General features: G+C 59.3%; 20 protein-coding genes. 8 read left to right on the top strand and 12 right to left on the bottom strand.

What is annotated here, in order from left to right:
• Positions 1-70: 70 nt before the first annotated feature.
• Positions 71-1,039 (top strand): OmpA family protein, encoded by a 969-nt coding sequence (locus tag DHB74_RS15275; protein WP_036989789.1) that lies wholly within the window; start codon positions 71-73, stop codon positions 1,037-1,039.
• 127 nt (positions 1,040-1,166) lie between these two features.
• Here DHB74_RS15275 and DHB74_RS15270 read toward each other — a convergent pair whose 3' ends face one another.
• The 9 genes from DHB74_RS15270 to DHB74_RS15230 form a co-directional block, all read right to left on the bottom strand.
• Positions 1,167-1,613, bottom strand: a complete 447-nt coding sequence (locus DHB74_RS15270; protein ID WP_036989790.1) for a thioesterase family protein — start codon at positions 1,611-1,613, stop codon at positions 1,167-1,169.
• A 173-nt stretch (positions 1,614-1,786) separates the two neighbouring features.
• Complete coding sequence (locus DHB74_RS15265) at positions 1,787-3,382, bottom strand: isocitrate lyase (RefSeq protein ID WP_036989791.1); 1,596 nt, start codon at positions 3,380-3,382, stop codon at positions 1,787-1,789.
• A 453-nt stretch (positions 3,383-3,835) separates the two neighbouring features.
• Positions 3,836-4,657: a secretin N-terminal domain-containing protein gene (locus DHB74_RS15260; RefSeq protein ID WP_499161882.1), complete on the bottom strand. Its 822-nt coding sequence runs from the start codon at positions 4,655-4,657 to the stop codon at positions 3,836-3,838.
• A gap of 70 nt (positions 4,658-4,727) precedes the next feature.
• A complete protein-coding gene (locus DHB74_RS15255; protein WP_074781210.1) occupies positions 4,728-5,159 on the bottom strand; it encodes a GNAT family N-acetyltransferase in 432 nt (143 codons plus the stop codon).
• Positions 5,152-6,327, bottom strand: a complete 1,176-nt coding sequence (locus tag DHB74_RS15250) for a ribosomal protein uL16 3-hydroxylase (RefSeq protein WP_074781209.1) — start codon at positions 6,325-6,327, stop codon at positions 5,152-5,154. The genes DHB74_RS15255 and DHB74_RS15250 overlap by 8 nt, the downstream gene beginning before the upstream one ends.
• A gap of 80 nt (positions 6,328-6,407) precedes the next feature.
• Positions 6,408-7,778, bottom strand: a complete 1,371-nt coding sequence (gene purB, locus DHB74_RS15245) for an adenylosuccinate lyase (RefSeq protein ID WP_074781208.1) — start codon at positions 7,776-7,778, stop codon at positions 6,408-6,410.
• Positions 7,779-7,875: 97 nt separating this feature from the next.
• Positions 7,876-8,496 carry a high frequency lysogenization protein HflD gene (gene hflD, locus DHB74_RS15240; protein WP_499161879.1) on the bottom strand — a complete coding sequence of 207 codons (621 nt, stop codon included), beginning with the start codon at positions 8,494-8,496 and terminating at the stop codon, positions 7,876-7,878.
• Complete coding sequence (mnmA, locus tag DHB74_RS15235; RefSeq protein WP_499161877.1) at positions 8,493-9,617, bottom strand: MnmA/TRMU family protein; 1,125 nt, start codon at positions 9,615-9,617, stop codon at positions 8,493-8,495. The genes hflD and mnmA overlap by 4 nt, the downstream gene beginning before the upstream one ends.
• A 1-nt stretch (position 9,618) precedes the next feature.
• Complete coding sequence (locus tag DHB74_RS15230; RefSeq protein ID WP_074781205.1) at positions 9,619-10,053, bottom strand: NUDIX hydrolase; 435 nt, start codon at positions 10,051-10,053, stop codon at positions 9,619-9,621.
• Positions 10,054-10,410: 357 nt separating this feature from the next.
• On the opposite strand from DHB74_RS15230, the gene icd reads away from it, so the two are divergent.
• Positions 10,411-11,667, top strand: a complete 1,257-nt coding sequence (gene icd / locus DHB74_RS15225) for an NADP-dependent isocitrate dehydrogenase (RefSeq protein WP_036989800.1) — start codon at positions 10,411-10,413, stop codon at positions 11,665-11,667.
• A 100-nt stretch (positions 11,668-11,767) separates the two neighbouring features.
• Here the strand turns inward: icd and cspD are convergent, their stop codons facing one another.
• Entirely contained in the window at positions 11,768-12,055 is a 288-nt protein-coding gene (cspD, locus tag DHB74_RS15220) for a cold shock domain-containing protein CspD (RefSeq protein WP_407920287.1), read from the bottom strand.
• 191 nt (positions 12,056-12,246) lie between these two features.
• Between cspD and clpS the strand changes: the two genes are divergently transcribed.
• Positions 12,247-12,597 carry an ATP-dependent Clp protease adapter ClpS gene (gene clpS, locus DHB74_RS15215; RefSeq protein ID WP_036989803.1) on the top strand — a complete coding sequence of 117 codons (351 nt, stop codon included), beginning with the start codon at positions 12,247-12,249 and terminating at the stop codon, positions 12,595-12,597.
• 34 nt (positions 12,598-12,631) lie between these two features.
• Positions 12,632-14,899: an ATP-dependent Clp protease ATP-binding subunit ClpA gene (gene clpA / locus DHB74_RS15210; RefSeq protein WP_499161875.1), complete on the top strand. Its 2,268-nt coding sequence runs from the start codon at positions 12,632-12,634 to the stop codon at positions 14,897-14,899.
• 45 nt (positions 14,900-14,944) lie between these two features.
• Here the strand turns inward: clpA and xthA are convergent, their stop codons facing one another.
• Positions 14,945-15,760, bottom strand: coding sequence for an exodeoxyribonuclease III (xthA, locus tag DHB74_RS15205; protein ID WP_074781204.1), 816 nt, complete (start codon positions 15,758-15,760; stop codon positions 14,945-14,947).
• A gap of 158 nt (positions 15,761-15,918) precedes the next feature.
• Here xthA and DHB74_RS15200 point away from each other — a divergent pair, with 158 nt between their 5' ends.
• From DHB74_RS15200 to tpx, 3 genes are read left to right on the top strand one after another with little or no spacing between them, the layout of a single operon-like run.
• Positions 15,919-17,625, top strand: a complete 1,707-nt coding sequence (locus tag DHB74_RS15200; RefSeq protein WP_036990342.1) for an autotransporter assembly complex protein TamA — start codon at positions 15,919-15,921, stop codon at positions 17,623-17,625.
• The gene (locus tag DHB74_RS15195; RefSeq protein WP_499161872.1) at positions 17,622-21,344 is read left to right on the top strand and encodes a translocation/assembly module TamB domain-containing protein; all 3,723 of its coding nucleotides are present in this window, start codon (positions 17,622-17,624) and stop codon (positions 21,342-21,344) included. The genes DHB74_RS15200 and DHB74_RS15195 overlap by 4 nt, the downstream gene beginning before the upstream one ends.
• A gap of 29 nt (positions 21,345-21,373) precedes the next feature.
• Positions 21,374-21,874, top strand: coding sequence for a thiol peroxidase (gene tpx, locus DHB74_RS15190; RefSeq protein WP_280165626.1), 501 nt, complete (start codon positions 21,374-21,376; stop codon positions 21,872-21,874).
• A gap of 66 nt (positions 21,875-21,940) precedes the next feature.
• Here tpx and DHB74_RS15185 read toward each other — a convergent pair whose 3' ends face one another.
• Complete coding sequence (locus tag DHB74_RS15185; protein ID WP_499161870.1) at positions 21,941-23,230, bottom strand: tyrosine-type recombinase/integrase; 1,290 nt, start codon at positions 23,228-23,230, stop codon at positions 21,941-21,943.
• A 395-nt stretch (positions 23,231-23,625) separates the two neighbouring features.
• On the opposite strand from DHB74_RS15185, the gene DHB74_RS15180 reads away from it, so the two are divergent.
• On the top strand, positions 23,626-25,389 hold the full coding sequence (locus DHB74_RS15180; protein ID WP_499161868.1) for an alkaline phosphatase D family protein: 1,764 nt from the start codon (positions 23,626-23,628) through the stop codon (positions 25,387-25,389).
• Positions 25,390-25,441 lie beyond the last annotated feature (52 nt).

The following is a 25,441-nucleotide window of genomic DNA, read 5'->3' as shown; positions in this document are numbered from 1 at the left end:
GCTTCTGCTATACTGCCTGCGAGTTTTGCGCAAAACCTAACGTCCGAATGGATTTAACGGGGATTCAAAGATGAAATTGAAAAACACAGTAGGTATCGTTGTAAGTGCTGCTATCGCCGGCTCCGCGCTGCCGGTCATGGCCCAGAGTGCCGGTTCGGTTGAAGTCGAAGCCTTCGCCAAGCGCTATTTCACCGACAGCCGCCACAATCTGAACGACGGTACTCTGGTTGGTGGTAGCCTGGGCTACTTTGTCACCGACGACGTACTGTTGAACATCGGCCTGGGTACTTACAAGAGTCTGGAAGTGGATAACGGTCCGAACTCCGGTGAAGATATCGACGGCAAGCTCGCCCACGTTGAAGCCGTTTACCACTTCGGAGAAGGTGCGCTGCGTCCTTACATTTCCGGTGGCTTCGCTCACCAGGAACTGGAACAGGTCGGTACCAACACGGATGACCGTACCACTATGGCTGTGGCCGGTTTCGGTGTGAAAAACTACCTGAACGAAAACTTCTTCGTGAAGGCTGGTGTTGACGCCCTGTACGGTCTGGACCATCGCAACACCGAATGGCAGGCCGGCGTTGGCTTAGGTCTGAACTTCGGTTCTTCGCCCGCTCCGGTTGTAGCCCAGGCTGAGCCCGCTCCTGCCCCGGCACCCGCTCCTGAGCCCGAGCCAGAGATGCAGTCCGTTCGCGTTGAGCTGGACGTCAAATTCGACTTCGACCGCGATACCATCCGTCCGGAGTTCCGTCAGGACATCCAGAGCCTGGCTGAGTTCATGAAGACCTATCCTTCGGTCACCACTACCGTTGAAGGTCACACTGACTCCGTCGGCACTGATGCCTACAACCAGAACCTGTCCGAGCGTCGCGCCAACTCTGTTCGTGAAGCGCTGATCGCTGAAGGCGTTGAGTCTTCCCGCGTGAATGCAGTCGGTCACGGCGAAGCTCGCCCGATCGCTGACAACTCAACCGACGATGGCCGCGCCATGAACCGTCGCGTTGAAGCTGAAGTGGAAACTGAGGTTGAAGTTCGTTAATCGATCTTCTTCATCATAGACCCCGTGGCGTTGCATTCGCGACCACCTGGGGTCAGCTTGCCAAGGATGGCAGGCCAAAAAAAGCCGGTCATTGACCGGCTTTTTCGTTTCTGACTCTAGGTATTTCTCAATCGACGGCCTGGTTCACGCCAGGAAAGCGCAACCTGAAATCCTCAGGCATCGGCGCAACCTTTGCGGTAAGGAAGTGATAGAACACGAAGCCGGACTTGGCCAGGGCAACCAGCTCGCCGCTATCGGCCTTGGTGATACGGAAGATGATATCGCCGCCGTACTTGTTCAGATCCATCAGCCCCACTTCAAAGACGAGAGTTTCCCGGGCGAACGCCTCCTTGAGGTAGGTGGTGGCCAGATCGGTGACGATAATGCCGACCTCTGTGACACCAGCTTCTTCTATACCGAACTGATACAGAAAGCGAGCCCGGGCCTCAGATATCATCGAGACCATGGAATCGTTTGCCAGATGCTTGCCTGAGTTGATGTCGGTGATGCGGACGGTCAGTTGAGTGGTGAAGTAAAACTGATCTTCCGGAAACTCCAGATGTAAACGTGCCATTCTTTCCAACCTGTTGCTGCATGATGTGCCGGAGGAGCGAGTACGCCGTCGCGGCCGGCAATGGAGCGCGCATTGTACGCGACTTGGCGGCTTGGAGCCTACTGGAAGGAAAAAGGCCACCCGGAGGTGGCCTTTTCTTCAACACGCGGGCCGAGGCCCGTGAATCAATTCGATCAGAACTGGTTCATGGTGTTGTCTTTACCGCCGGCTTTCAGAGCAGCTTCGCCAGCGAAGTACTCTTTATGGTTGTCACCGAGGTCGGAGCCAGCCATGTTCTGGTGCTTGACGCAGGCGATACCCTGGCGGATTTCCTGACGCTGAACACCTTTCACGTAGGCCAGCATGCCTTCCTTGTCGAAGTACCCTTTTGCCAGGTTGTCGGTAGACAGTGCGGCAGTGTGGTAAGTCGGCAGGGTGATCAGGTGGTGGAAGATACCGGCTTCACGGGCTGCATCAGCCTGGAAGGTGCGGATCTTCTCATCAGCCAGCTGGGCCAGGTCGGTCTCGTCGTACTCGACGCTCATCAGGCTGGCACGGTCGTAGGCGGAAACATCCTTGCCTTCGGCAACCATGGCATCGAATACCTGCTGACGGAAGTTCAGCGTCCAGTTGAAGGACGGGCTGTTGTTGTAGACCAGCTTGGCGTTCGGTACCACTTCGCGGATGCGGTTGACCATGTCGGCAATCTGGCCAACGTGCGGCTTCTCGGTTTCGATCCACAGCAGGTCGGCACCGTGTTGCAGGGAAGTGATGCAGTCCAGTACGACTCGGTCGACACCAGTGTCCTTGCGGAACTGGAACAGACCGGAAGCCAGGCGCTTGGGCTTGAGCAGCTTGCCGTTGGCCTTGATGACCACGTCGCCGTTCTCGATGGAATCGGCATTCTCGATGTAGTCGCCATCGAGGAAGCTGTTGTACAGGTCGCCCAGGTCGCCCGGCTCGTTGGTAACAGCGATCTGCTTGGTCAGACCAGCGCCCAGGGAGTCGGTACGGGCAACGATCACACCGTCGTCGACACCCAGTTCGAGGAAGGCATAGCGAACGGCGTTGATCTTGGCCAGGAAGTCAGAGTGCGGAACAGTGACCTTACCGTCCTGGTGACCGCACTGCTTCTCGTCGGACACCTGGTTCTCGAGCTGGATGCAGCAGGCACCCGCTTCGATCATCTGCTTGGCCAGCAGGTAGGTGGCTTCGGCGTTACCGAAACCGGCGTCGATGTCGGCAATGATCGGCACCACGTGGGTTTCGAAGTTGTCGATCTGGGCCTGGATTTCCTGGACCTTGGCGTTGTTGCCAGCGGCGCGGGCATCGTCCAGAGCGGTGAACAGCAGGTCCAGTTCGCGGGCGTCAGCCTGGCGCAGGAAGGTGTACAGCTCTTCGATCAGACTGGAAACGGCAGTCTTCTCGTGCATGGACTGGTCGGGCAGGGGGCCGAACTCGGAACGCAGCGCCGCGACCATCCAGCCGGACAGGTACAGGTAACGCTTGTTGGTGGTCTTCAGGTGCTTCTTGATGGAAATCAGCTTCTGTTGGCCGATGAAGCCGTGCCAGCAGCCGAGGGACTGCGTGTAGGCAGAACTGTCGGCGTCATACTCGGCCATGTCCTTGCGCATGATAGCAGCGGTGTACTTGGCGATATCCAGACCGGTTTTGAAACGGTTCTGTGCACGCATGCGTGCGACGGATTCCGGGTTGATGGCGTTCCAGCCGTTACCGGCGGTTTCTTTGAGCGCGGAAACTGCTTTGATATCGTTCTGATATGCTGACATGGTCAATCCTTCAAAGTGTGCGTTGGTTCTGACGTTAGTCGACCCCGAACCCTTAAGCCAGAGCCTGGGTTGCGGCACTCCGCAGTGCGTCGAAACAGTGACCGGAATTGAAGAATGACATAAGAGAGAGGAGGGTACGTTACAGTCGATGCGCTGGATGGCGTGTTTTGCTCAAGCTGATAGCTTGAAGAGCATACCGCCGCTCCGGTGTCATACAGGCTGCTACGTTTGAATCGCTTCCCCGTCCCTCAGGACAACTTCGTTCCAGTCGCAACCTCGTCGAACTGCCTTGTGGGCTGTCGAGACACAGATGGGTCCTTAGGTTCAGGAACCATCCGGAGACCCGTAAAGGGGCTCTGGCTAGCGGGAGCGGGGCAATAATGCGGCCTGGAAAAACAGAAGTCAACGATCTTGTAGTGAATTTATCTAAACACTACAAAACTCCAACAAAACTCATTGCAAGCGTTCGACCATCAATCGGATGCTCTGCTGTTGCGCGCTGCGGGTGGTGGTTCGGCGCCCTAGGCCGCGGTCCTGGCGGCTTTCAGCATTATCCACCCCACCAACGGTAACCCACTCGCCGAGGCGTGCGGTGACTACCGTATCGGTACGCTGTACGTCGATGACATCCTTGCCGGCAGGGTGCAGCCGATCGTTGTTGGCGCTCAGGGTGATGGTTGCAAGATCGCCGTTCAGGCGCACGGTGGCGTAGAAGCCGGAGGTGACGTCGTGATATTCGGTCTGATTGATCACTTGGCCATAGATATTGGTCGTGGTGCTGGTCAGCGGTATCCGTTGGCCGGTCTGGATCAGCACCGGGTAGCCTTCGTTGGCTGTGATCACCCGGGTACCGTCACCCGCGCCGCGGGTTTCACGGCGGATGACCCGCGCCTGATTGGCACCTCGCGGCTGCCCCACAACAACGTCCCCAGCGCCAGTTTCCAATCGACCATCCAGCCGGTAGCCGGACTCGTTACCCCGTGAACTGGCCGAGTTGCTGACAGTGATACGCAGCTTGGCCGGTTGGCGATCAAGCTCGCTCAGCAGCGCTCGGATCTCCTGCAGCCGCTCAGGCTCGGCGCGAATGATCAACTGATTGCCATAGGCGGAGACACGTTCGTCGGCACGGAGCATCGGCTGAATAGCCGGAATGACATCCTGGGCCATATTGTAACCCAACGGGATGACCTCGGTCCGCGGCGCGGCGAGGAGCTGAACAGAGCTGAAAGCAAGGGCGAGACTGGTAAAAATGGCCAGCATGATTCGCAGATTCATGGCGCGATCTCCTCGTTACCGAAGCTGAGTTTAGCATTCGAGGGCGCGCGAGAGATCGCCGCCGGCGCCGTTACTGGGCTGCAGTGGCTTCCCACGTCATGCTCTGGTGAGGAATGCCGGCATCGAGATACACCTCCGAGCAGGGCACGAACCCCAGTTGCCCGTAGAAATCGAGCGCGTGGGTCTGGGCCGACAACCTCAGCTGCGTCATGCCTTGCTGGCGGGCGTGCTGCATGACGGCCAGCATCAGTTGCCGGCCAAGGCCTTTGCCGCGCGCCTGTGGCAACAGGGCAACACGTCCGATGCGGCCATCGTCCAGCAGCCGGGCAGTACCCACCGGTTGTTCGTCAGCAGTCAGCAGAAAGTGCGTGGCATGCGCGTCATCTGCGTCCCACTCGAGCTCTGGTGGTACCTGTTGCTCGTCGATGAACACTATCTGACGAATATCGCGCAATGCCGGCGTGCTATCCCAGTCCGCTAGCCGAATATCCAGATTATTCATCCTCGTCCTCTTCCAGCAGCAGATCGCCTTTGCTCAGCAATTGCTCCAGAAGCAGGACGGCCTCATCGTCCTGGCGCCACGCCTGCAACTGCTCGGCATCAAGATAATCGCGATTGCAGATCAGCTGCACCAGCGGCAGCAGTCGGGTCGGTAGCAGGCAATGTTCGCCACTGGCGAACAGCATCAGGTACTCGTCCTGCTCCTGGCGCCAGGCGAGGCGGGCGTTAGGGCTGCGTACCAGGCCGTAACCCTGGCCCAGCGCATCGTTCAGCACCTGCTCGTCCAGCTCTTGCGCCGTGATCATTTCCGGGTAGCGTGGCTCGGTCATGAAGCGGCCGAACCAGGTGCCCAGGGCTTCCTTGTCCTGAATCAGCTCCAGCAGGAGCTTTTGCAGGCGGTCAACCGTCGGCCCATCGATTTGTGCCGGGTCTGCGGGCAGGCTGAGACCAGCATCGCTGTAGCGCTGATGATCACCGAGATACTGACCGAGAAAGTCGCTGAAATGGGTCAGTACTTCGGCGTGGCTGGGAGCCCGGAAACCGATCGAGTAGGTCATGCATTCGTCTTCAGCGATGCCGTAATGGGCCAGGCCCGGGGGTAGATACAGCATGTCACCGGGGCCAAGTACCCACTCATCCTGCTGCTGGAAATCGCTCAGAATGCGCAGGTCGGGATGATTCAATAGCGGGCTGTCAGCATTGCAGGCCTGTCCGACCTTCCAGCGTCGATGGCCATGTCCCTGCAGCAGGAATACGTCGTAGTTGTCGTAATGCGGGCCAACGCTGCCGCCCGGCGCAGCGTAGCTGATCATCACATCGTCGACCCGCCAGCTTGGCAGAAAACGGAACGCCTGCAGCAGCTCGGCCACCTCGGGCACGAACTGGTCAACGGCCTGGACCAGCAACGTCCAGTCCCGCTCCGGCAGCTTGCGGTAGTCGTCTTCGGTGAAAGGACCATGGCGCAATTCCCAGGGCGTGGCGCCCTGTTCCAACACAATGCGCGATTCCACTTCCTCTTCCAGGGACAGGCCTGCGAGCTCATCCGCGCTCAGCGGATTTTCGAAATCGGCAAAGGCCTGGCGGATCAGCAGCGGCTTCTTCTGCCAGTAATCCCGGAGAAACTCATCGGCAGACATGCCGCCAGGGAGGGTGGTGACGGAAAAGGACATGGGGCAGCCTCGAATGCGGCAGGAAGGTCGAAGGGAGTGGCTTGAGCCGATGCCCGGCGAGACCGGGCATCGGCGGCAGTTCAGATACGGCGAGCTTGCGCCACGGCGTTGCCAATGTAATTGGCAGGCGTCAGGGCCTTGAGTTCCCGCTTGGCTGCATCGGGAATCTCCAGCGCGTCGACAAAGCTCTGCAGCGCCTGCGGGGTGATGCCCTTGCCGCGGGTCAGCTCCTTGAGCTTTTCGTAGGCGTCCGGCACAGCGTAACGCCGCATGACTGTCTGCACGGGCTCGGCGAGCACTTCCCAGCAGTTATCCAGGTCTTCAGCAATACGTTGAACATTCAGCTCTAACTTGCTGATTCCTTTAAGAGTTGCTTCATAAGCAATGATGCTGTGAGCAAAGCCGACACCCAGGTTGCGCAGCACGGTGGAGTCGGTCAAGTCGCGCTGCCAGCGGGAAACCGGCAGCTTGCTGGCCAGGTGCTGGAGGATCGCATTGGCGATACCCAGGTTGCCTTCCGAGTTCTCGAAATCGATTGGATTGACCTTGTGCGGCATGGTCGAGGAGCCGATTTCACCGGCAATGGTCTTCTGCTTGAAGTAACCCAGGGAAATGTAACCCCAAATATCCCGGTCGAAATCGATCAGGATGGTATTGAACCGGGCCACCGCATCGTACAGCTCGGCGATGTAATCATGCGGCTCGATCTGGGTGGTGTAGGGGTTGAAGGTCAGCCCCAGGGTTTCTTCGATGAACTGACGGGCGTTGGCTTCCCAGTCCAGCTGGGGGTAGGCCGACAGGTGGGCGTTGTAGTTGCCGACGGCACCGTTGATCTTGCCCAGCAGCGGAATGTTCTCCACTTGGGTGATCTGACGCTCCAGGCGGTAGACGACGTTCGCCAGTTCCTTGCCCAGGGTCGTGGGGGACGCCGGCTGACCGTGGGTACGCGAGAGCATCGGCACGTCGGCGAACAACACCGCCAGGGCGCGAATTTCATCGGCCAGGCGACGCATCAGTGGCAGCACCACCTCGTCGCGACCACTGCGCAGCATCAACGCGTGGGACAGGTTGTTGATGTCCTCGGAAGTGCAGGCGAAGTGAATGAACTCGTTGATTTTCTGCAGCTCGGGCAGAGCGGCGACCTGTTCCTTGAGCAGGTACTCCACCGCCTTGACGTCGTGGTTGGTAGTCCTCTCGATTTCCTTGATGCGCTCAGCGTGGCTCAGCTGGAAGTCATCGACCAGACGATCGAGCAGGGCATTGGCCTCGTCGGAGAACGGACCGATCTCGGGAATGCCCGGGTGCGCAGCCAGGCATTGCAACCAGCGGACCTCAACCTGCACACGAAAGCGGATCAGGCCGTATTCACTGAAAATGCCACGCAGGCTGGCGGTTTTGCTGCCGTAACGGCCATCAACGGGTGAAACGGCGGTCAAGGAGGAAAGTTGCATAGGAGTTCTCGTCAAAGGCTGGCTGAAAGCCGCAGATCATACACCATCCTGAGGTGATTGGGTTCGACCTGCGGGCAGGTGGGCAGCGCCTCGTGCGCTACCCGTTGAGGATGGAGCGGGTCGCTTCCAGCAACTTGCGGCGTGACAACAGCAGTTGCCAGCGATGACCGCCGAGCTGACGCCACAGGCGCGCCGAGCGGATGCCAGATAACAGTAGTGCACGGATGCGGTTGGCAATATCGGGTTGCTGGAGATGCCGCATGTCGCCATGCACCTGAATGCGCAGCCGCAAGGTGCTCAAGGTATCCTGATAGGCGCTGCCCAGGGAGGCCATGGTGTTGTCATGCAGCAGCCCGAAGTGACCAACCTGCTGCTGCGCCTGATCCAGACGCTGACCGAGCACCGCCAGCATGTCGTCGCGCTTGTCCAACTGCCGTTCGAGGGTAATCAGGTTCATGGTGTAGCGCAGGGCATCACGCTGCAGGCTGGCGGTATCCCGCTCCAGCATGGCATTGAGCGCCTGCAGTCCGCTGCGAATCTGGTGATGGGAGCCGCCATAGATACCGAGGGTGTCGTCCGGCGAGCGTTCGAAGATGCTCTGGATAAGACAGCTCACCGGGCCTTCGCTGTGCTGGCCGGTGCGCGCCAGTTTATCGACCTGCAGTGCCGCCTCGAAGATCGCTCCCAAGGCCAGTACCTGTTCTTCAGCCAGTGTCATGGCGCTTCCTCATAGGCGGGAGTCGCCTGCTCGATGACACCGCCGCCCAGGCAGACATCGTCCTGGTACAGCACTATGGACTGCCCCGGGGTAACTGCACGCTGCGGCTCATCGAAGCGGATCAGGTAGCCATCGGCAGTCCGCTCGAGGGTGCAGGCCTGATCGGGCTGGCGGTACCGCACCTTGGCGGTCAACCGCATGGGCTCGGTGATGTCCAGCGGGTTGACCCAGTAGATGTTGGAGCAGGCGAGCGCGCTGGAAAACAGCCAGGGGTGCTCATTGCCCTGGCCGACGACCAGCACATTGCGCTCGAGATCCTTGCGCAGTACATACCAGGGATCATCACTGGCGCCCTGCAAACCACCGATGCCCAGACCCTGACGCTGGCCGATGGTGTGATACATGAGACCATGGTGACGGCCAATGACCTGCCCATCAGTGGTCTCTATCTCGCCAGGCTGGGCTGGCAGATACTGCTTGAGAAAATCGGTGAAGCGACGCTCGCCGATGAAGCAGATGCCGGTGGAGTCCTTCTTGCGCGCCGTGGCCAGCTGGTATTTCTCGGCAATGCGCCGTACTTCGGGCTTTTCCAGTTCACCCACCGGGAACAGCGTACGGGCAAGCTGCTCGCCGCCAACCGCATGCAGAAAGTAGCTCTGGTCCTTGTTCGCATCCAGCCCACGCAACAACAGCGTCTGGCCGTCGCGCTCGGCACGGCGGGTGTAATGGCCGGTGGCGATCAGGTCGGCGCCCAGCATCAGCGCGTAGTCCAGGAAGGCCTTGAACTTGATTTCCCGGTTGCAGAGGATGTCCGGATTGGGCGTGCGGCCGGCCTTGTATTCTTCCAGGAAATGCTCGAACACATTGTCCCAGTACTCGGCGGCGAAGTTAGCCGTATGCAACTTGATGCCGAGGCGATCAGACACCGCCTGGGCATCAGCCAGGTCTTCGCGGGCGGTACAGTATTCGGTGCCGTCGTCTTCATCCCAGTTCTTCATGAACAGACCCTCGACCTGGTAGCCCTGTTCGAGCAACAAGGCCGCAGAGACGGAGGAGTCGACCCCGCCGGACATGCCGACAATAACCCGGGTCTGGCTGGGCGTTTTGGTTTGCGTAGTCATGTCAACGAATCAGATCCAGTGGATACCGCGGTTTGTTCAGGTAATCGGTGAGGCATTCGAGCACCATGGGACTACGCAGCTGTTCACCCAGCGCAGCAACTTCTTCCAGGGTCAGCCAATGGGCGCCTACGATACCGTCATCCAGTTGCAGGTGGGGCTGGTGAGCCACCGGCTGGGCGATGAAGCAGGTACGCTGGTAGGTAACACCATTTTCGCCGCGGAACAGGTAGACTCCGGTAAGCCCGGTGATTTCCACTGTCCAGGCGGTTTCTTCCAGAGTTTCGCGATGAGCAGCCTGTATGAGACTTTCGTCTGCTTCCAAATGCCCGGCAGGCTGATTGAATACAACTCTATTGTTGCTGACTTCCTCAACCATGAGAAACCGGCCGCGATCTTCGACGATAGTGGCGACGGTAACGTGAGGTAAAAAGCGCATATTTGACTCCCGATTCAGGCCGATAGGTTACCGTAAACCGGCCGCCCGGTGAATGGTCGGGATGAAACGCAACGGCTCCAGCGAGGGAGGGGGCTGGAATTGAACGGAAAAAGGGCTAGGATGCGAAGAGCGTCCAGGCCCTGTAGTGAGAATGTAGTCTCACTACAAAATCTGGTCACCAATCAATCAGTGGCTCCTCGAGAAAGGCGTTTCTTGCGGGAGATACCATTGAAGATGATGAAAGTGCGTGACTTTTTGTAGGAAAACTACAACAATACGGCCCACCAAATCCGTATTCTTCCGATTCGGACCAACCGTCCGGGTCTTCACTGACAACGACACACAACGGAGTCACAAATGGGATACCAAAAGATCCAGGTGCCGGCGAGCGGCGACAAAATTACCGTCAACGCCGACTTCACCCTGAATGTTCCTGCCAACCCGATCATCCCTTACATCGAAGGTGATGGGATCGGCGTTGATATTTCCCCGGTCATGATCAAGGTAGTCGATGCGGCCGTGGAAAAAGCCTACGGTGGCAAGCGCAAGATCTCCTGGATGGAAGTGTTCGCCGGCGAGAAAGCCACCCAGGTCTACGACCAGGACACCTGGCTGCCGGAAGAAACCCTGGATGCAGTCAAGGACTACGTTGTTTCCATCAAGGGCCCCCTGACCACGCCGGTAGGCGGCGGTATCCGCTCCTTGAACGTAGCTCTGCGCCAGCAGCTGGACCTGTACGTCTGCCAGCGTCCGGTTCGTTGGTTCACCGGCGTACCCAGCCCGGTCAAGAACCCCGGCGACGTCGACATGGTCATCTTCCGTGAGAACTCCGAAGACATCTACGCTGGTGTCGAGTGGAAAGCCGACTCCCCCGAAGCGAAGAAAGTCATCAAGTTCCTCACCGAGGAAATGGGTGTTACCAAGATTCGCTTCACCGAAGGCTGCGGCATTGGCATCAAGCCGGTTTCCGAGCAGGGCACCAAGCGCCTGATGCGCCAGGCTCTGCAATACGCAGTGGACAATGATCGTAGCTCCGTGACCATCGTGCACAAGGGCAACATCATGAAGTTCACCGAAGGTGCCTTCAAAGAGTGGGGCTATGAAGTCGCTCGTGACGAGTTCGGCGCCGAGCTGCTGGACGGCGGTCCGTGGATGCAGTTCAAGAACCCGAACACCGGCAAGAACATCGTCGTGAAAGACGCCATTGCCGACGCCATGCTGCAACAGATCCTGCTGCGCCCGGCCGAGTATGACGTTATCGCTACCCTGAACCTGAACGGTGACTACCTGTCCGACGCACTGGCTGCCGAAGTGGGCGGTATTGGTATTGCTCCGGGCGCCAACCTGTCCGACTCGGTTGCCATGTTCGAAGCGACCCACGGTACTGCACCCAAGTACGCCGGTCAGGACAAGGTCAACCCTGGTTCGCTGATCCTGTCCGCAGAAATGATGCTGCGCCACATGGGTTGGGTAGAAGCGGCTGACCTGATCATCAAGGGTACTGAAGGCGCCATCGCCAACAAGACCGTTACCTATGACTTCGAGCGTCTGATGGACGGTGCCGTCCTGCGCAAGTGCTCCGAGTTCGGTGATGATCTGATCGCTGCGATGTAATTCAAGCGGCAGTCAGAAGCAATAACAAACAAGCCGGCAAATGCCGGCTTGTTTGTGTAAGAGTGCCCGGTACAGCGAGGAACACGCGGGCAGGTGTCAGTTAAACAAGCGTCGCCACCGGAGCCGCTTCGGTCATTTCAGCCGATTTGCGAACCGGCTCACCAACGGCCTGGATATTGACTGCATGCAGGCCCTTCGGACCCTGGATGATGTCGAACTGTACAGGCTGGCCTGCCTTGAGCGTTCGGTACCCATCCATCTGGATAGCTGAGTAGTGGGCAAAAAGGTCTTCATTGCGACCATTGGCTACCACGAAACCATAGCCTTTGGCATTGTTGAACCATTTGACCTTACCTATCTCCATACTGCTTTCCTCTGCTGTCCCCATACTGGGTAGTGAATCCTGCTGTGACCTCACATGACACGGAATGTCGGAGAATGACGAATTACGTATCAGGCTTGTTACACTTATTAACATTGAATCGAGATAAGTCAAGGCGGGTACTGGCAAGCTGTGTACCAGTGCACATTTTGCCTGTAGCCTGACATACACCATGTGATCAAAAGACATTTGCAACGATGGAAACTCAACTAACGTTCATGCAGGAGCCGGGGCAGCCGGAGCACGAAGAAGATGATGGTCTGGCGGTACAAACCGGCAAACCGGAACTGCAGCCGCCGGCACGCTATCAGGTCATTATGCTCAATGACGATTACACGCCGATGGATTTCGTCGTGGAGGTACTGGAGGTCTTCTTTATGCTGAATCGGGAAAAGGCTACACAGATCATGCTCAGGGTCCATACTGAGGGCAGAGCCGTATGTGGCGTCTATTCTCGGGATATTGCCGAGACCAAGGCGGCTCAGGTAAATGAATATGCCAGGGAATGTCAGCACCCGTTGATGTGTCAGATAGAACGCGAAGCGTAATAGAGCGACCAGAGTCGCACAATGAGGGGGCAGTATGCTAAATCGAGATCTGGAGATCACCCTGAACCTGGCGTTCAAGGATGCTCGCAGCAAACGCCACGAATTCATGACTGTCGAGCATCTGCTGCTGGCCTTGCTCGACAACCAGGCCGCCGTGGCCGTGCTGCGGGCATGCGGTGCGGACATGGACCGGCTGCGTCGGGAACTGACCGAGTTCATCGACTCCACCACACCCTTGATTCCAACCCAGGACATCGAGCGCGAAACCCAACCCACGCTGGGCTTTCAGCGCGTATTGCAGCGCGCCGTGTTCCACGTCCAGAGCTCCGGCAAAGGCGAAGTGAATGGCGCCAACGTGCTGGCTGCGATCTTCAGTGAGCAGGAAAGCCAGGCGGTGTTCTTCCTCAAGCAACAACACATCGCCCGCATCGACATCGTCAATTTCATCTCCCATGGCATCTCCAAGGTGGCCGATGATAACGAGAGCATGCAGGCCGAGCAGGAGAGCCTTGATGAGGAGGGTGGCGAGGCGGTGGCCGCTAATAATCCTTTGGAGTCCTACGCCAGCAACCTGAACGAGCAGGCGCGGCTGGGGCGGATCGATCCGTTGGTCGGCCGCGCAGCGGAAGTCGAGCGGGTGGCGCAAATCCTGGTGCGGCGACGCAAGAACAACCCGCTGCTGGTCGGTGAGGCCGGCGTCGGCAAGACGGCTATCGCCGAAGGGCTGGCCAAGCGTATCGTCGATGGCGAAGTGCCGGACATTCTCACTGAGGCAGTGGTGTACTCGCTGGATCTCGGTGCGCTGCTGGCAGGTACCAAGTACCGGGGCGATTTCGAGAAGCGCTTCAAGGCGCTGCTCAAGGCGCTGAAGAAGCGTCCCCAGGCGATCCTGTTCATTGACGAAATTCATACCATCATCGGCGCGGGCGCCGCATCCGGCGGGGTGATGGATGCGTCCAATCTGCTCAAGCCGCTGCTGTCCTCAGGCGAAATTCGCTGCATTGGTTCGACCACCTTCCAGGAATTTCGCGGCATTTTCGAGAAAGACCGGGCCCTGGCGCGGCGTTTTCAGAAAGTCGATGTGGCCGAGCCTTCCGTCAGCGACACCATCCAGATTCTCAAGGGGCTGCGCAGCCGCTTCGAGGACCACCATGGCATCCGCTATACCGACGATTCGCTGAAGGCGGCGGCGGAACTGGCCGACCGTTATATCAATGATCGGCACATGCCGGACAAGGCCATCGATGTGATTGACGAGGCAGGAGCCTACCAGCGTCTCAAGCCGCAGGATGAGCGGCCCGAGTGCATCGACGTAGCCGAAGTGGAAGCCATCGTCGCGAAGATCGCACGGATTCCACCCAAGCATGTCTCCACCAGCGACAAGGAACTGCTGAAGAACCTCGAGCGAGACCTGAAATTGGTGGTATTTGGCCAGGACCAGGCCATCGATGCGCTCAGCACAGCCATCAAGTTGTCCCGCGCCGGGCTGAAGTCCGCCGACAAGCCGGTAGGCTCGTTCCTGTTCGCCGGCCCGACCGGGGTGGGCAAGACCGAAGTGACTCGCCAGCTCGCCAAGAGCCTGGGGGTGGAGTTGCTGCGCTTCGACATGTCCGAATACATGGAGCGGCATACCGTATCACGGCTGATTGGCGCGCCTCCGGGTTACGTCGGCTTCGATCAGGGCGGTCTGCTCACCGAGGCGATCAACAAGACGCCGCACTGCGTATTGCTGTTGGACGAAATCGAGAAGGCCCATCCGGAAGTCTTCAATCTGCTGCTGCAGGTCATGGACCACGGTACGCTGACCGACAACAATGGTCGCAAGGCGGATTTCCGCAACGTGATCATCGTGCTGACCACCAACGCCGGGGCAGAGTCCATGGCCCGGTCGTCGATCGGCTTCACCACCCAGGACCACACCACCGATGCAATGGAGGTGATCAAGAAGACCTTCACGCCTGAGTTCCGCAACCGCCTGGATGCCATCATTCAGTTTGGCCGGCTCAGCCACGACAGCGTCAAGTTCGTGGTGGACAAGTTCCTCACCGAACTACAGGCCCAGCTGGAAGACAAGCATGTACTGCTGGACGTGGATGAAGACGCTCGTAACTGGCTGGTGGAACATGGTTACGACCCGCTGATGGGTGCGCGGCCCATGGCACGCCTGATCCAGGACCGGATCAAGCGGCCGCTGGCAGAGCAGATCCTGTTTGGTGATCTGGCCGAGCATGGCGGCACCGTGCATGTCACCCTGCGCGACGGCGAGCTGGTGCTGGATGTGCCAGAAGAAGAGATGGCCTGACCGGCCTGGCAGCGGAGCCGGAAACGGCTCCGCTGATTGGGCGCCTCAGACGTTGAAGCTGGCCCACACCGGCGCATGGTCCGACGGCTTTTCCATGGCACGGATGTCATAGTCGATGCCGGTATCGACACATTGGTCGATCAGACCGCGGCTGGCCATTACCAGGTCGATGCGCAGGCCGCGTTTGGGGTCATCCTCGAAGCCGCGGCTGCGGTAGTCGAACCAGCTGAACCGATCATTCACCGCGGGATTCATATGCCGGAAGGTATCGACCAGCCCCCAGTCCTTGAGCCGCTGGAGCCACTCGCGCTCCTCGGGCAAAAAGCTGCACTTGCCGGTACGCAACCAGCGTTTGGCGTTGGCTTCGCCGATACCGATATCGCAATCCTGTGGCGAAATATTCAGATCCCCCATGACCACGATCCGCTGATCAGCCGCATAATCCTGCTGCAGATGCTCCTGCAGATCCGCATAGAACCTGGTCTTGGCCGGAAACTTGATGGGATGAGCCCGGCTTTCGCCCTGGGGGAAGTAGCCATTGAATACAACCAGCGGCGAGCCATCAGCGCAGGGCAGGGCGGCACTGATCATGCGGCATTGTGCCTCCTCACCATCATTGGGCAGCCCCTTGCGTACCCACAGCGGCTCTTCGCGGGTCAGCAGCGCCACGCCGTAATGGCCTTTCTGACCATGAAAATGCACGTGATAACCCAATGCCTGAACCGACTCCAGCGGAAACGCAGGGTCATCCACCTTGGTTTCCTGAAGACCGATGACATCGGGCGAGTGCTTGCTGACCAGCTCCTGCAACTGGTGAGGGCGGGCGCGCAAGCCGTTGATATTGAACGAGACAACTTTCATCAAAATTCCTATCCTGAAGAAAACGGGAAAGCCGGAATGCGTATCGGCCAGAGGCGGTCTGCATGTTAGCATTCCCCGGCGGCAAGTTGGCCGCACCAACCCGTCCGGCAGGTTAGGAAACGCTGAACCACGATGCCATATTGATGCTGGAACAGAAAATGGTCCGTTTTTCCATATTGCTGGCTCTACTGCTGTTCACCACGGTCGCCCATGCGGAACTCGAGGTGCAGGTCGAGCCACGCAATGATGCGGCCCGCAAGAATATTGAGGCCTTCATCGGGCCTGTGACGGCCACCAGCCGCGAAGCCATGTGGCGCCTGGCCCGGTCCAGCCGGGAGCAGGCACTCAGCGCGCTTCAGGCACTGGGTTATTACCATGCCCGGGTACGCCCGCGGGTCACCGGCGAGGATACCGACCCGGTGCTGCTGCTGGAAGTGACCCTGGGCGAGCCCGTGCGGCTGGATAACGTGACCCTGGAGGTAAGCGGGGCGGGCCAGGATGCGGACTATTTCAACTTCCCCCTCAGCCGCCACATGATGCCCGGCGCGCAGCTGCACCATGGCCATTATGAAGACACCAAGAGTCTGCTGCAGAACCAGGCTTTGCAGCACGGCTATTTTTCCGCCGAGTTTCTGGAAAACCGGCTGCTGATCGATGTCGAAGACAATCTGGCGGATATCATTCTTCGCTATGACACCGGAGAACGCTACAGCCTCGGTGAGGTGAGCTTTTCCGAAACGCCTTTCGATGCCGATCTGCTGCAGCGCATGGTGCCGTTTCGCTATGGGGTACCCTACGAGGCGGATTTGATTGCCGAGTTCAATCGCGAGCTGCTATCCAGTGGTTACTTCGAAGCGGTGCAGGTTACCGCACCGGCTGATCTTGCGGTGGATGGGATAATCCCTGTGCAGGCCCAACTCAAGGCGCGCAAGCCCCACTCGCTGGGCTTCGGTGGCGGTTTTTCCACCGACGTAGGGCCGCGCGTGAAGGCTGACTGGACGCAGCATTGGCTCAATTCCCGAGGGCACAGTCGTGGCGCCGAGCTGGAGGTGTCTGCCCCCCGACAGAAGATAACGTCCTGGTATCAGATCCCTCTCACGCCGCCTCAGTCCAGCCATCTGCGCTTCTTCTCCGGCTGGCAGCGCGAGGATATCGACGATACCGAAAGCCAGAGCATGGTCATCGGCGGCTTGTTGCAGCGACGGTTGGAGAACGGCTGGAACCGCAGCATCGGTCTGCGCCTGGAGCAGGAACGCTATTCGCTCGGCGACGACTCCGGCCGCAGCACTCTGCTGATTCCCAGCCTCGGCTTTCAGCGTACCGTCAGCGACAACAGCATGGACCCGAGCCGCGGCTACAGTCTGATGATGGATCTGCAGGGCGCCAAGGCCGGCATCCTTTCCGATATCGACTTCCTGCGCCTGAATCTCGCTGCCAAGGGGCTGTATACCCTGTGGGACAACCACCGTTTCCTGACCCGCGCCCAGGTCGGCGGCATCGCCAGCGATGGCTTTTCCAGCGTGCCGCCATCGCTGCGCTTCTTTGCCGGTGGTGACCAGAGCGTACGTGGTTACGATTACCGTACCCTGGCACCTACCGATGATACTGGCGAGCGTATAGGCGGGCGCTACCTGCTGGCCACCAGCGGGGAATACCAATACGAGTTCCGCCCCAAATGGCGCGCGGCAGTGTTCATAGACCACGGTAATGCGGTGGACAGCTGGAAAGACCCGATGAAGACCAGCACCGGGGTAGGCATACGCTGGGTCTCGCCGGTAGGCCCGATCCGCCTGGATCTGGCCAGGTCTATGAGCGATCCGGATGAGGGCTTCCGCATACACTTCTCCATGGGTGCCGAACTGTGACGGGGTTTCTACTCAAGGCGCTGTTGCGCGGGCTGCTCATTCTATTGGCAGTGCCTGTGCTGTTGGTGGCGATCCTGCTGGCGGTGCTGTCCAGCGAAGGGGCCAATCGATGGCTGTTTGGCAAGCTGCCGGAACTGGAGCCGCGCCTGCAGTTGGAGTTCAGTGGCGGGCAGTTGTGGCAGGGCTGGCATTTTTCCCAGGTGGCCTGGCGTGACACTGGTATCGAACTGACCATTGATGAGCTGGAACTGGCCTGGACACCCGGCTGCCTGCGCGGCAAACGCCTGTGCATCGATCTGCTCTCGGCGGAGCGCATTCAGGTACACACCACCCCCACGGATGAGCCGGACGAGTCACGGCAGGACATCACCCTGCCGGAGATCCGCCTGCCCCTGGGCATACAATTGCAGGAAGCGCGCGTCGGTGAGGTGCGGGTGAACGGCGAAGAAGCGCTGCTTCACGATATTTCCCTGCAGGCTCAGCTCAGCGGCGACCAGCTGCATATCTCCCACTTCAGCGGCCAGGGGCCCGACCTGACCTGGGACCTGGAAGGCGATCTGCGCATGAGCGGCGACTGGCCGCTGCGGGTGGTAACCGCACTGGCCTTGCCGCCGATGGATGAACGCCCTTGGGAGCTGCAGGCCCGCATCGATGGAAGCGTTGCCCAGCTGCAGCTGGAAGCCCGCAGCAGCGGTTATCTGTCCGGCGTGCTGACAGCTGACGTCCAACCACTGCAAGCCGAGCTGCCGCTGACAGCCCAGTGGCGCGGCGAGTCTTCTTTTCTGGCGCTAGAGTCTCTGCCGCCCAGCCTGACCCTGAACGATCTGGTGGTGAACCTGGCCGGTGATCTGGAGAGAGGCATCGCATTGCAGGCCGACAGCCATTTGCCAGGTGAAGGTGGCAGGATAGACCTGACCGTACGCGGCCAAGCCACGAGCACCGGCGTATCCGACCTCAACTTGCATCTGGTCGTGGCTGAGCAGCCGGAACGGGAACTCAGGCTCACAGCCAATGCTGGCTGGTCTGACGTACTCACCGCCGATGCGCAGCTCGCCATGCAACAGTTTCCGTGGCAATGGCTGTATCCGCAGGATATCGGACCGCTGGAAGTGCACCAGCTGAATCTTGAGGCCAATCTGCGGGATATGGCATTCGACGCGGCACTGCAGGCGCAACTCGGCGGGGTGGGAGAGCAGGAGGCCGATCTGCAACTGGCCCTCAGCGGAACCCCGGAACATATCGATATCGCCCCCTTGGCGCTGACCACCGAGCAAGGCAGCCTCACTGGTGAAGCGGCGCTGAGCCTGCTCGATGGCATTGCCTGGGACGTCAGACTGCTGTTGCAAGAGCTCAATCCGCAGATGTTCGCAGCCGAGTTGCCCGGCTCGCTGAATGGCCCGGTAACCAGCTCCGGCAGTATCCGCGATGAGCAACTGCAACTGACTGCCGACTGGGACTTGAGCGGCACCTTGCGACGCCAGCCCCTGGCCCTATCCGGCGCTGTGGCAAGCGCCGAAACGGGCTGGCAGATCACCGATCTGGAGCTGCGCCAGGGTGACAACCGTATCCGTGGTGCAGGGCACTGGGGGCAGACCGTAGAAGGCCGCTTCGATATCAACCTGGCGCGCATGGCAACGCTGTGGCCGGGGCTGTCTGGCAGTCTGGTAGGTAACGCCGAGGCATCGGGATCGGCAAATGAACCGACCGTGACGCTGGCATTGCAGGGTGAGCGGATGGGCTATGCCGATTTCGGCCTGGCGGCGCTCAGCGCTGACGGCCGGGTCACGCTCAATTATCAGTTGCCCGGCAATCTGACCCTTTCTGCCAGCCGCCTGCGCAACGGTGATACCCGGCTGGGCAACCTCAGCCTGGTACTTGACGGCACCCGGGCATCGCATCAGCTGGCGATTGATCTGCAAGGCGGCCTGGTGGATCTGGATACGAGCCTGACCGGCAGCCTGAATGACGAACGCTGGCAGGGCCAGTTGCGCGACGCCAGCATCGCCGCTGAAGACATGGTCTGGCAACTGAACGACTCCGCAGCCCTGAACTATCGCTTGGCCAATGGCGAACTGCGTCTGGGCGCCCACTGCTGGAGTCACCTGCAGAGCCAGCTCTGTTTCAATGGCGAACAACGGTTGATGCCCGACCGGCAGGTAAATCTCAGACTCACCGATTTCCCGCTGGCCTCGTTGCAGGAATGGCTGCCGGATGACCTGATCTGGGATGCAACGCTCAATGCCGAAGCGCAATTTCGCCAGGCGGTGGGTGCCGAGCCACGGGCCAACGTGGTGGTCAGTAGCCGTAACGGTGAGCTGCGGGTCAACAACCCGGACCAGCCATTGACCTTCCCTTACGAAAACCTGGAATTCACCATCCAGCTCGATCCCGAGCAGGCCCGTAGTCGGCTGCAGTTGGTCAGTGACGGGCTCGGCAATCTTGATGTCCAGGCCGATATTGCCGACCCCGGCGGCGCCCAGCGTCTCGACGGCCGCTTCGATCTGCGTGATGTGCAACTGGATATCCTGCGACCCTTCCTGCCGCAGGTCGACACGCTCAACGGAGACCTGATTGGCCGCGGCACCTTGGCCGGGACGCTCACCGAGCCGCAAGTAGACGGCGATATTTTGCTGAGCAATGGTGAAATCAGCGGACCGGAGCTGCCGGTCAGCTTCAAGCAGTTGCGGATGCAGGTGGGTATCACCGGTCAGCAGGCCGTGATCGACGGGCAATGGCAGAGCGGGGAAGGGCAGGGCCAGCTCGCCGGCACCGCCGCCTGGGCACCGGCCCTGGCCGTGGATATCAGCCTGACCGGTACCAACCTGCCAATCCGCGTCGATCCCTACGCTGACCTGTTGGCCAGCCCGGATCTGCATATCGGTCTGGCCGACAATAACCTCGCGCTCACCGGCACCATCGCGATTCCCGAGGGGGATATCACCGTGCGAGAGCTGCCGCCGGCCGCCGTCCGAGTGTCACCGGATGCAGAGATTGTCGGTGCCACCGAAGAGATGGAAGGATCCCTGCCGCTGGGCATCAGCATGGGCATTCAGCTGCTGATCGGTGATCAGCTGAACTTCAGCGGCTTCGGTCTCACTGGCCGGCTCAGTGGCCAGCTGCATGTGCGCGAAAACATGACCGCCGCTGGTAACCTGAATATTCTGGACGGACGCTTTCGCGGCTACGGCCAGCGCCTGGAATTGCGGCGGGCGCAGATTCTGTTCGCCGGCCCGATCAGCAAGCCCTACCTGGATATCGAAGCCATCCGCCGGGTCGATGATGTCATCGCTGGCCTGCGCCTGACCGGCCAGGCCGATGCACCCATATCCGAGGTGTTTTCTGAGCCGAGCATGGCCCAGGAGCAGGCGTTGGCCTACCTGATTCTCGGGCGCCCGCTGGGTGCCGATACCGGTGACAGCAACGTCTTGGGTCAGGCCGCGCTGGCGCTGGGCATGGCCGGTAGCACGCCGCTGGCGAAGAACATTGCCGGGTCGCTCGGTATTGATGATTTTCAGTTGGATACCGAGGGCAGCGGCCTGACAACCAGTGTGGTAGCCACCGGCTATCTCACCGAGAAGTTGAGTCTGCGCTATGGTGTAGGGGTGTTTGAACAGGCAAACCGGTTGGCCGTGCGTTACGATCTGACCAAACGCCTGTACCTGGAAGCCGTTGGCGGCCTGGTCAGCTCCCTGGATTTTTTCTACCGCATCGATTTCTGATGCATCACTTGTGACTTAAGGAGTTTCAAATGTCGAACGTTACATTGCGTGGCAACCCGATTACCGTTGGCGGCCAATTTCCCTCCGCTGGCGACAATGCTCCGGCATTCAGCCTGGTGGGTCTGGACCTGGCTGACGTGGATCTGTCCTCGTTTTCCGGCAAGCGCAAGATCCTGAACATCTTCCCCAGCGTGGACACCCCGACCTGCGCCACCTCGGTGCGTACCTTCAACAGCAAGGCCAGCAACCTGCCCAACACCGTGGTGCTGTGCATCTCGGCGGATCTGCCCTTTGCCCAGAAGCGTTTCTGCGCCGCTGAAGGCCTGGAGAATGTGATCAACCTGTCGACCCTGCGCGGCGGCGAGTTCATCCGCAACTACGGCGTCGCCATCGAGAATGGCCCCATGGCTGGCCTGGCCGCGCGTGCGGTTGTCGTGCTGGATGAAAACGACAAGGTGCTGCACAGCGAGCTGGTGTCCGAGATCGGCGACGAGCCGAATTACGACGCAGCACTGGCCGTCCTGGCCTGATCTGTGTGCTGGCCGGCTTCGCCCTTGCGGCGAACCGGCCGGTATTGGCGGATGCTCCCCAGGCGGCTAACGCCCCTTGATCGGGATCGCCTTGATTGAGCTGGCTCGCTGATCGTCCAGCGAATCGTAGTAACTGTCCTGGGTCGTGGACAGGCTCTCGTGGCGCAGGTCTGCCTGCAGATCCTTCATGTCCCTGAACGGCGCATCCAGCGTTGCCGACGTATGTCGCAGCCAGTGCAGACTCGCCGCGCGCAAGGCATCGCAATCCTCCTGCAGCCCTTCGGCAATCATGCGCGCGCACGCCGCATCGAACACCATCTGTACCAATTCCCGTATCCGCCGGCCCGATAGCCCCGTGCGGCCATCCAGCGCCGACAGCAGCGGTGTCTGTTCGCCAGGGTAGGGCAGGTCAGTCAGCCCCAAAGTACTGCGGTAGCGGACCAGATACGGCAAATAGCTGTCGCGCACGCTCACTTTGGCCGCCTTGTTGCCTTTACCCACCACATGGAACCACCAGTTATCACCCGCTTTCTTGAAACTGCCCATGGTCGGCTGCCAGTTATCCCGCCCAGTCAGATCCGATACCCGCAGGTACATCGAGAACAGCGTGGTGAGAATGAACAGGGTACGCTCATGGAACTCCGGCTCCTGCTCAGCCATCTGTTCCGCAGTTTCGATCACGAACTCCCATTGCAGTTGGGTCAACGAGCGGCTGGTCACCTGGGAGACAACGCTCTGCTTGTAGCGGGATTTCTGTTTGACCGCCCGAAACGGATTGGCATCGGTGTAATCCTCATCGATGCAGAATTGATAAAAACTGCCGCACACGGTGAATACCTGGGCAATGGTGGTCTGCGACATCTGATAGGCCTGGATCTCCGGCATGCCAGACTCGGTTTCATCAGCCAGTTTGCGCGTTGCCTTGCTCACCGTGTAGTTGAATGGGCGCCAATCGGGATTGAGCACAAAGATATCCGAATCGGCTTTCTTGCGACCACCAATACGTATAAAGCGCGACTTGGTCACCGGACCGACCCAGTTATCGGGCGGGTTGAGGCAGAATTCCAGAAAGGCTTCGGCATCCTGGCGGCGTAAATGCAAGATAGGCTTCTTGCACACCAGCAACGACCACAACAGCAGACGCTCGACATGGGTGCGGTAGCTGTTGAACGTAGCCTGATTGGCGGCATAGGATTTCAGGAACAGCTTGACCACAGAATAACCATCCATGGCCTCGGTGGGATTGGCGAATCTCTCGAAGGCAGTGAGAACAGCGGGCAGTTCGCCGTCCAGATTATGCCGAGTAAGAAACTGGAAGTTCTTGTAGGTATCGAACAAGGGAACCGGTTGGGACATAAGGCGAATGATCCAGAAACCAAAGACAGAACGGCGCGGCCAGTGAGATTACCACATATGTAATATCCGATAATGGCTAATATCGGAAACGGGATATAGCGGAGATGGCAGCTTCCACCTAGGTTCGCATAATCTATATTATGTTAAATTAGATATGTATCTAAGAAGAACCTTACGATTTGCTTATTGCAGTCCGGCGTACCCGCAGTCGACTGCCCCCCTCCGTTCTCAGCCTGAAAGCCATGCACTGCGTGAGGACGCCCGCCAACTACGCCTGCAAACGGAACACCATCGAATTCCAGGCTGCGCAGCATTGCACCCAAACGTACATGAAGATGAAATGATTAGCAGCGATCATCGGCAAGCATCACCCCACTGATAGTACAGGATGTACCATGTCTCGTTTTACTCGTCGTGACTTTCTGCGTCTTTCTCTGGCGACCGTGGGCACCGTCGCCATTTCCACAGGGCTGCAAGGCTGCCTCAGCAGTAGCAGCAATAGTCGAGCTGATGAGCAGGCTCGACAGGCCGCCTTTCTGCATGGTGTTGCCAGTGGCGACCCGCTTCAGGACCGGATCATGATCTGGACCAGAGTCACGCCTCAGGATACTGATCAGCGCGATATAGAGATCAGTTGGGAAGTTGCCAGTGACTCCGAGTTCACCGACTTGCTGCATGACGGGAGCTTCACCACTGGCGCCGAGCGTGACTTCACCCTCAAGGTCGACGTGCTCAACCTGCTGCCGGGTCAATCCTATTACTACCGTTTCCATTGCGCGGGAGCCACCTCGTCTACCGGCAGCATGCGTACCCTGCCCGCAGCCAGGGTTGATCAGGTGCGTCTGGCCGTCTTGTCCTGCTCCAATTTCCCCGCTGGCTATTTTCATGTGTACGCCGAAGCGGCCAAGGTCGAGCAGCTAGACGCTGTGATACATCTGGGCGACTACATTTATGAATATGGGGCTGGTGGTTATGCCAGCGAAGATGCTCAGGCCCTTGGTCGTCAACTGCCTGCAGACAATGCAGGCGAACTCCTGACCTTGACGGATTATCGACGCCGCTATGCGCTGTATCGCACCGATCCTGATCTGCAGCGTCTGCATGCCAGCGTACCCTGGCTTCTGGTCTGGGATGATCATGAAGTAGCCAACGATGCCTGGCGCGAGGGTGCGGAAAACCACAACGAGGGTGACGGCGACTTCGCTGAGCGCAAGCTGGCGGCGCTGCAGGCCTACTTCGAATGGCAACCGATACGCCCGGCCTCCGAGCATGACGAGGAAACCCTGTACCGGCGCTTCGACTTTGCCGACCTGGTCAGTCTGCATATGCTCGATACCCGCATCATTGGGCGCGATGAACAGCTCGACTTCACCAATTACCTGACTGCCGGCGGCATGGACGGCACGCGCCTGGCGGCGGATCTGGCCGACACTGACCGAACCATGCTGGGTTTGCAGCAACTGGATTGGCTGCAAACCCAACTGGCCACCTCGACCGCCACCTGGCAGGTGCTCGGTCAGCAGGTGCTGATGGGCCGCATGCTGGTGCCTGCGGAAATGCTGGCAGCGATACTCGCCACCATGACCGATCCGGGATCCACCGACATAACAACCCTGTTGACCGAGCTGGTCACCCTCAAAGTGCGTCAGCAGAACAATGATCCTACGCTGACGCCCCAGGAGCTTGCTCGGATCACGACGTTGATCCCTTATAACCTGGATGCCTGGGATGGCTATGCCTACGAGCGCGAAGTCCTTCTGGAAACCTGTGCCAACCTGAACAAGAACCTCGTGGTGCTGGCCGGCGACACGCACAACGCCTGGGCCAGTGACCTCAAGACGGTTGACGGCAAGCAGGTAGGTGTCGAACTCGCCACCGCGTCGGTGAGTTCACCGGGGCTGGAAGCCTATCTGGACTTGCCACCTGAAATGATCCAGCCAGCTGAACAAGCCATCACCATGCTGGTCGACGATCTGCATTACCTCAACGTCAATCAGCGCGGTTTCATGGTTGTCACCTTGACGCAGGAACAGGCCCGCGCCGATTGGCACTTCGTCGATACGATCAAACAGACTGACTATCGAATGGATACCAGCCGCAGCCACTCATTGCAAACCCTGCCCGGTGCCGGACAACGACATTTGCAGGCACTGCGCTGATCGAAACGTTGCTTGGCTGCTGTCGTCGTGCTGAAGGATTAGTACTCGCTAA

The sequence above is a fragment of the Pseudomonas sp. G11-1 genome, from assembly GCF_024031555.1.
Taxonomy (GTDB): Bacteria; Pseudomonadota; Gammaproteobacteria; order Pseudomonadales; family Pseudomonadaceae; genus Halopseudomonas; species Halopseudomonas bauzanensis.
This window is presented reverse-complemented; position numbering and strand designations above follow the sequence as displayed.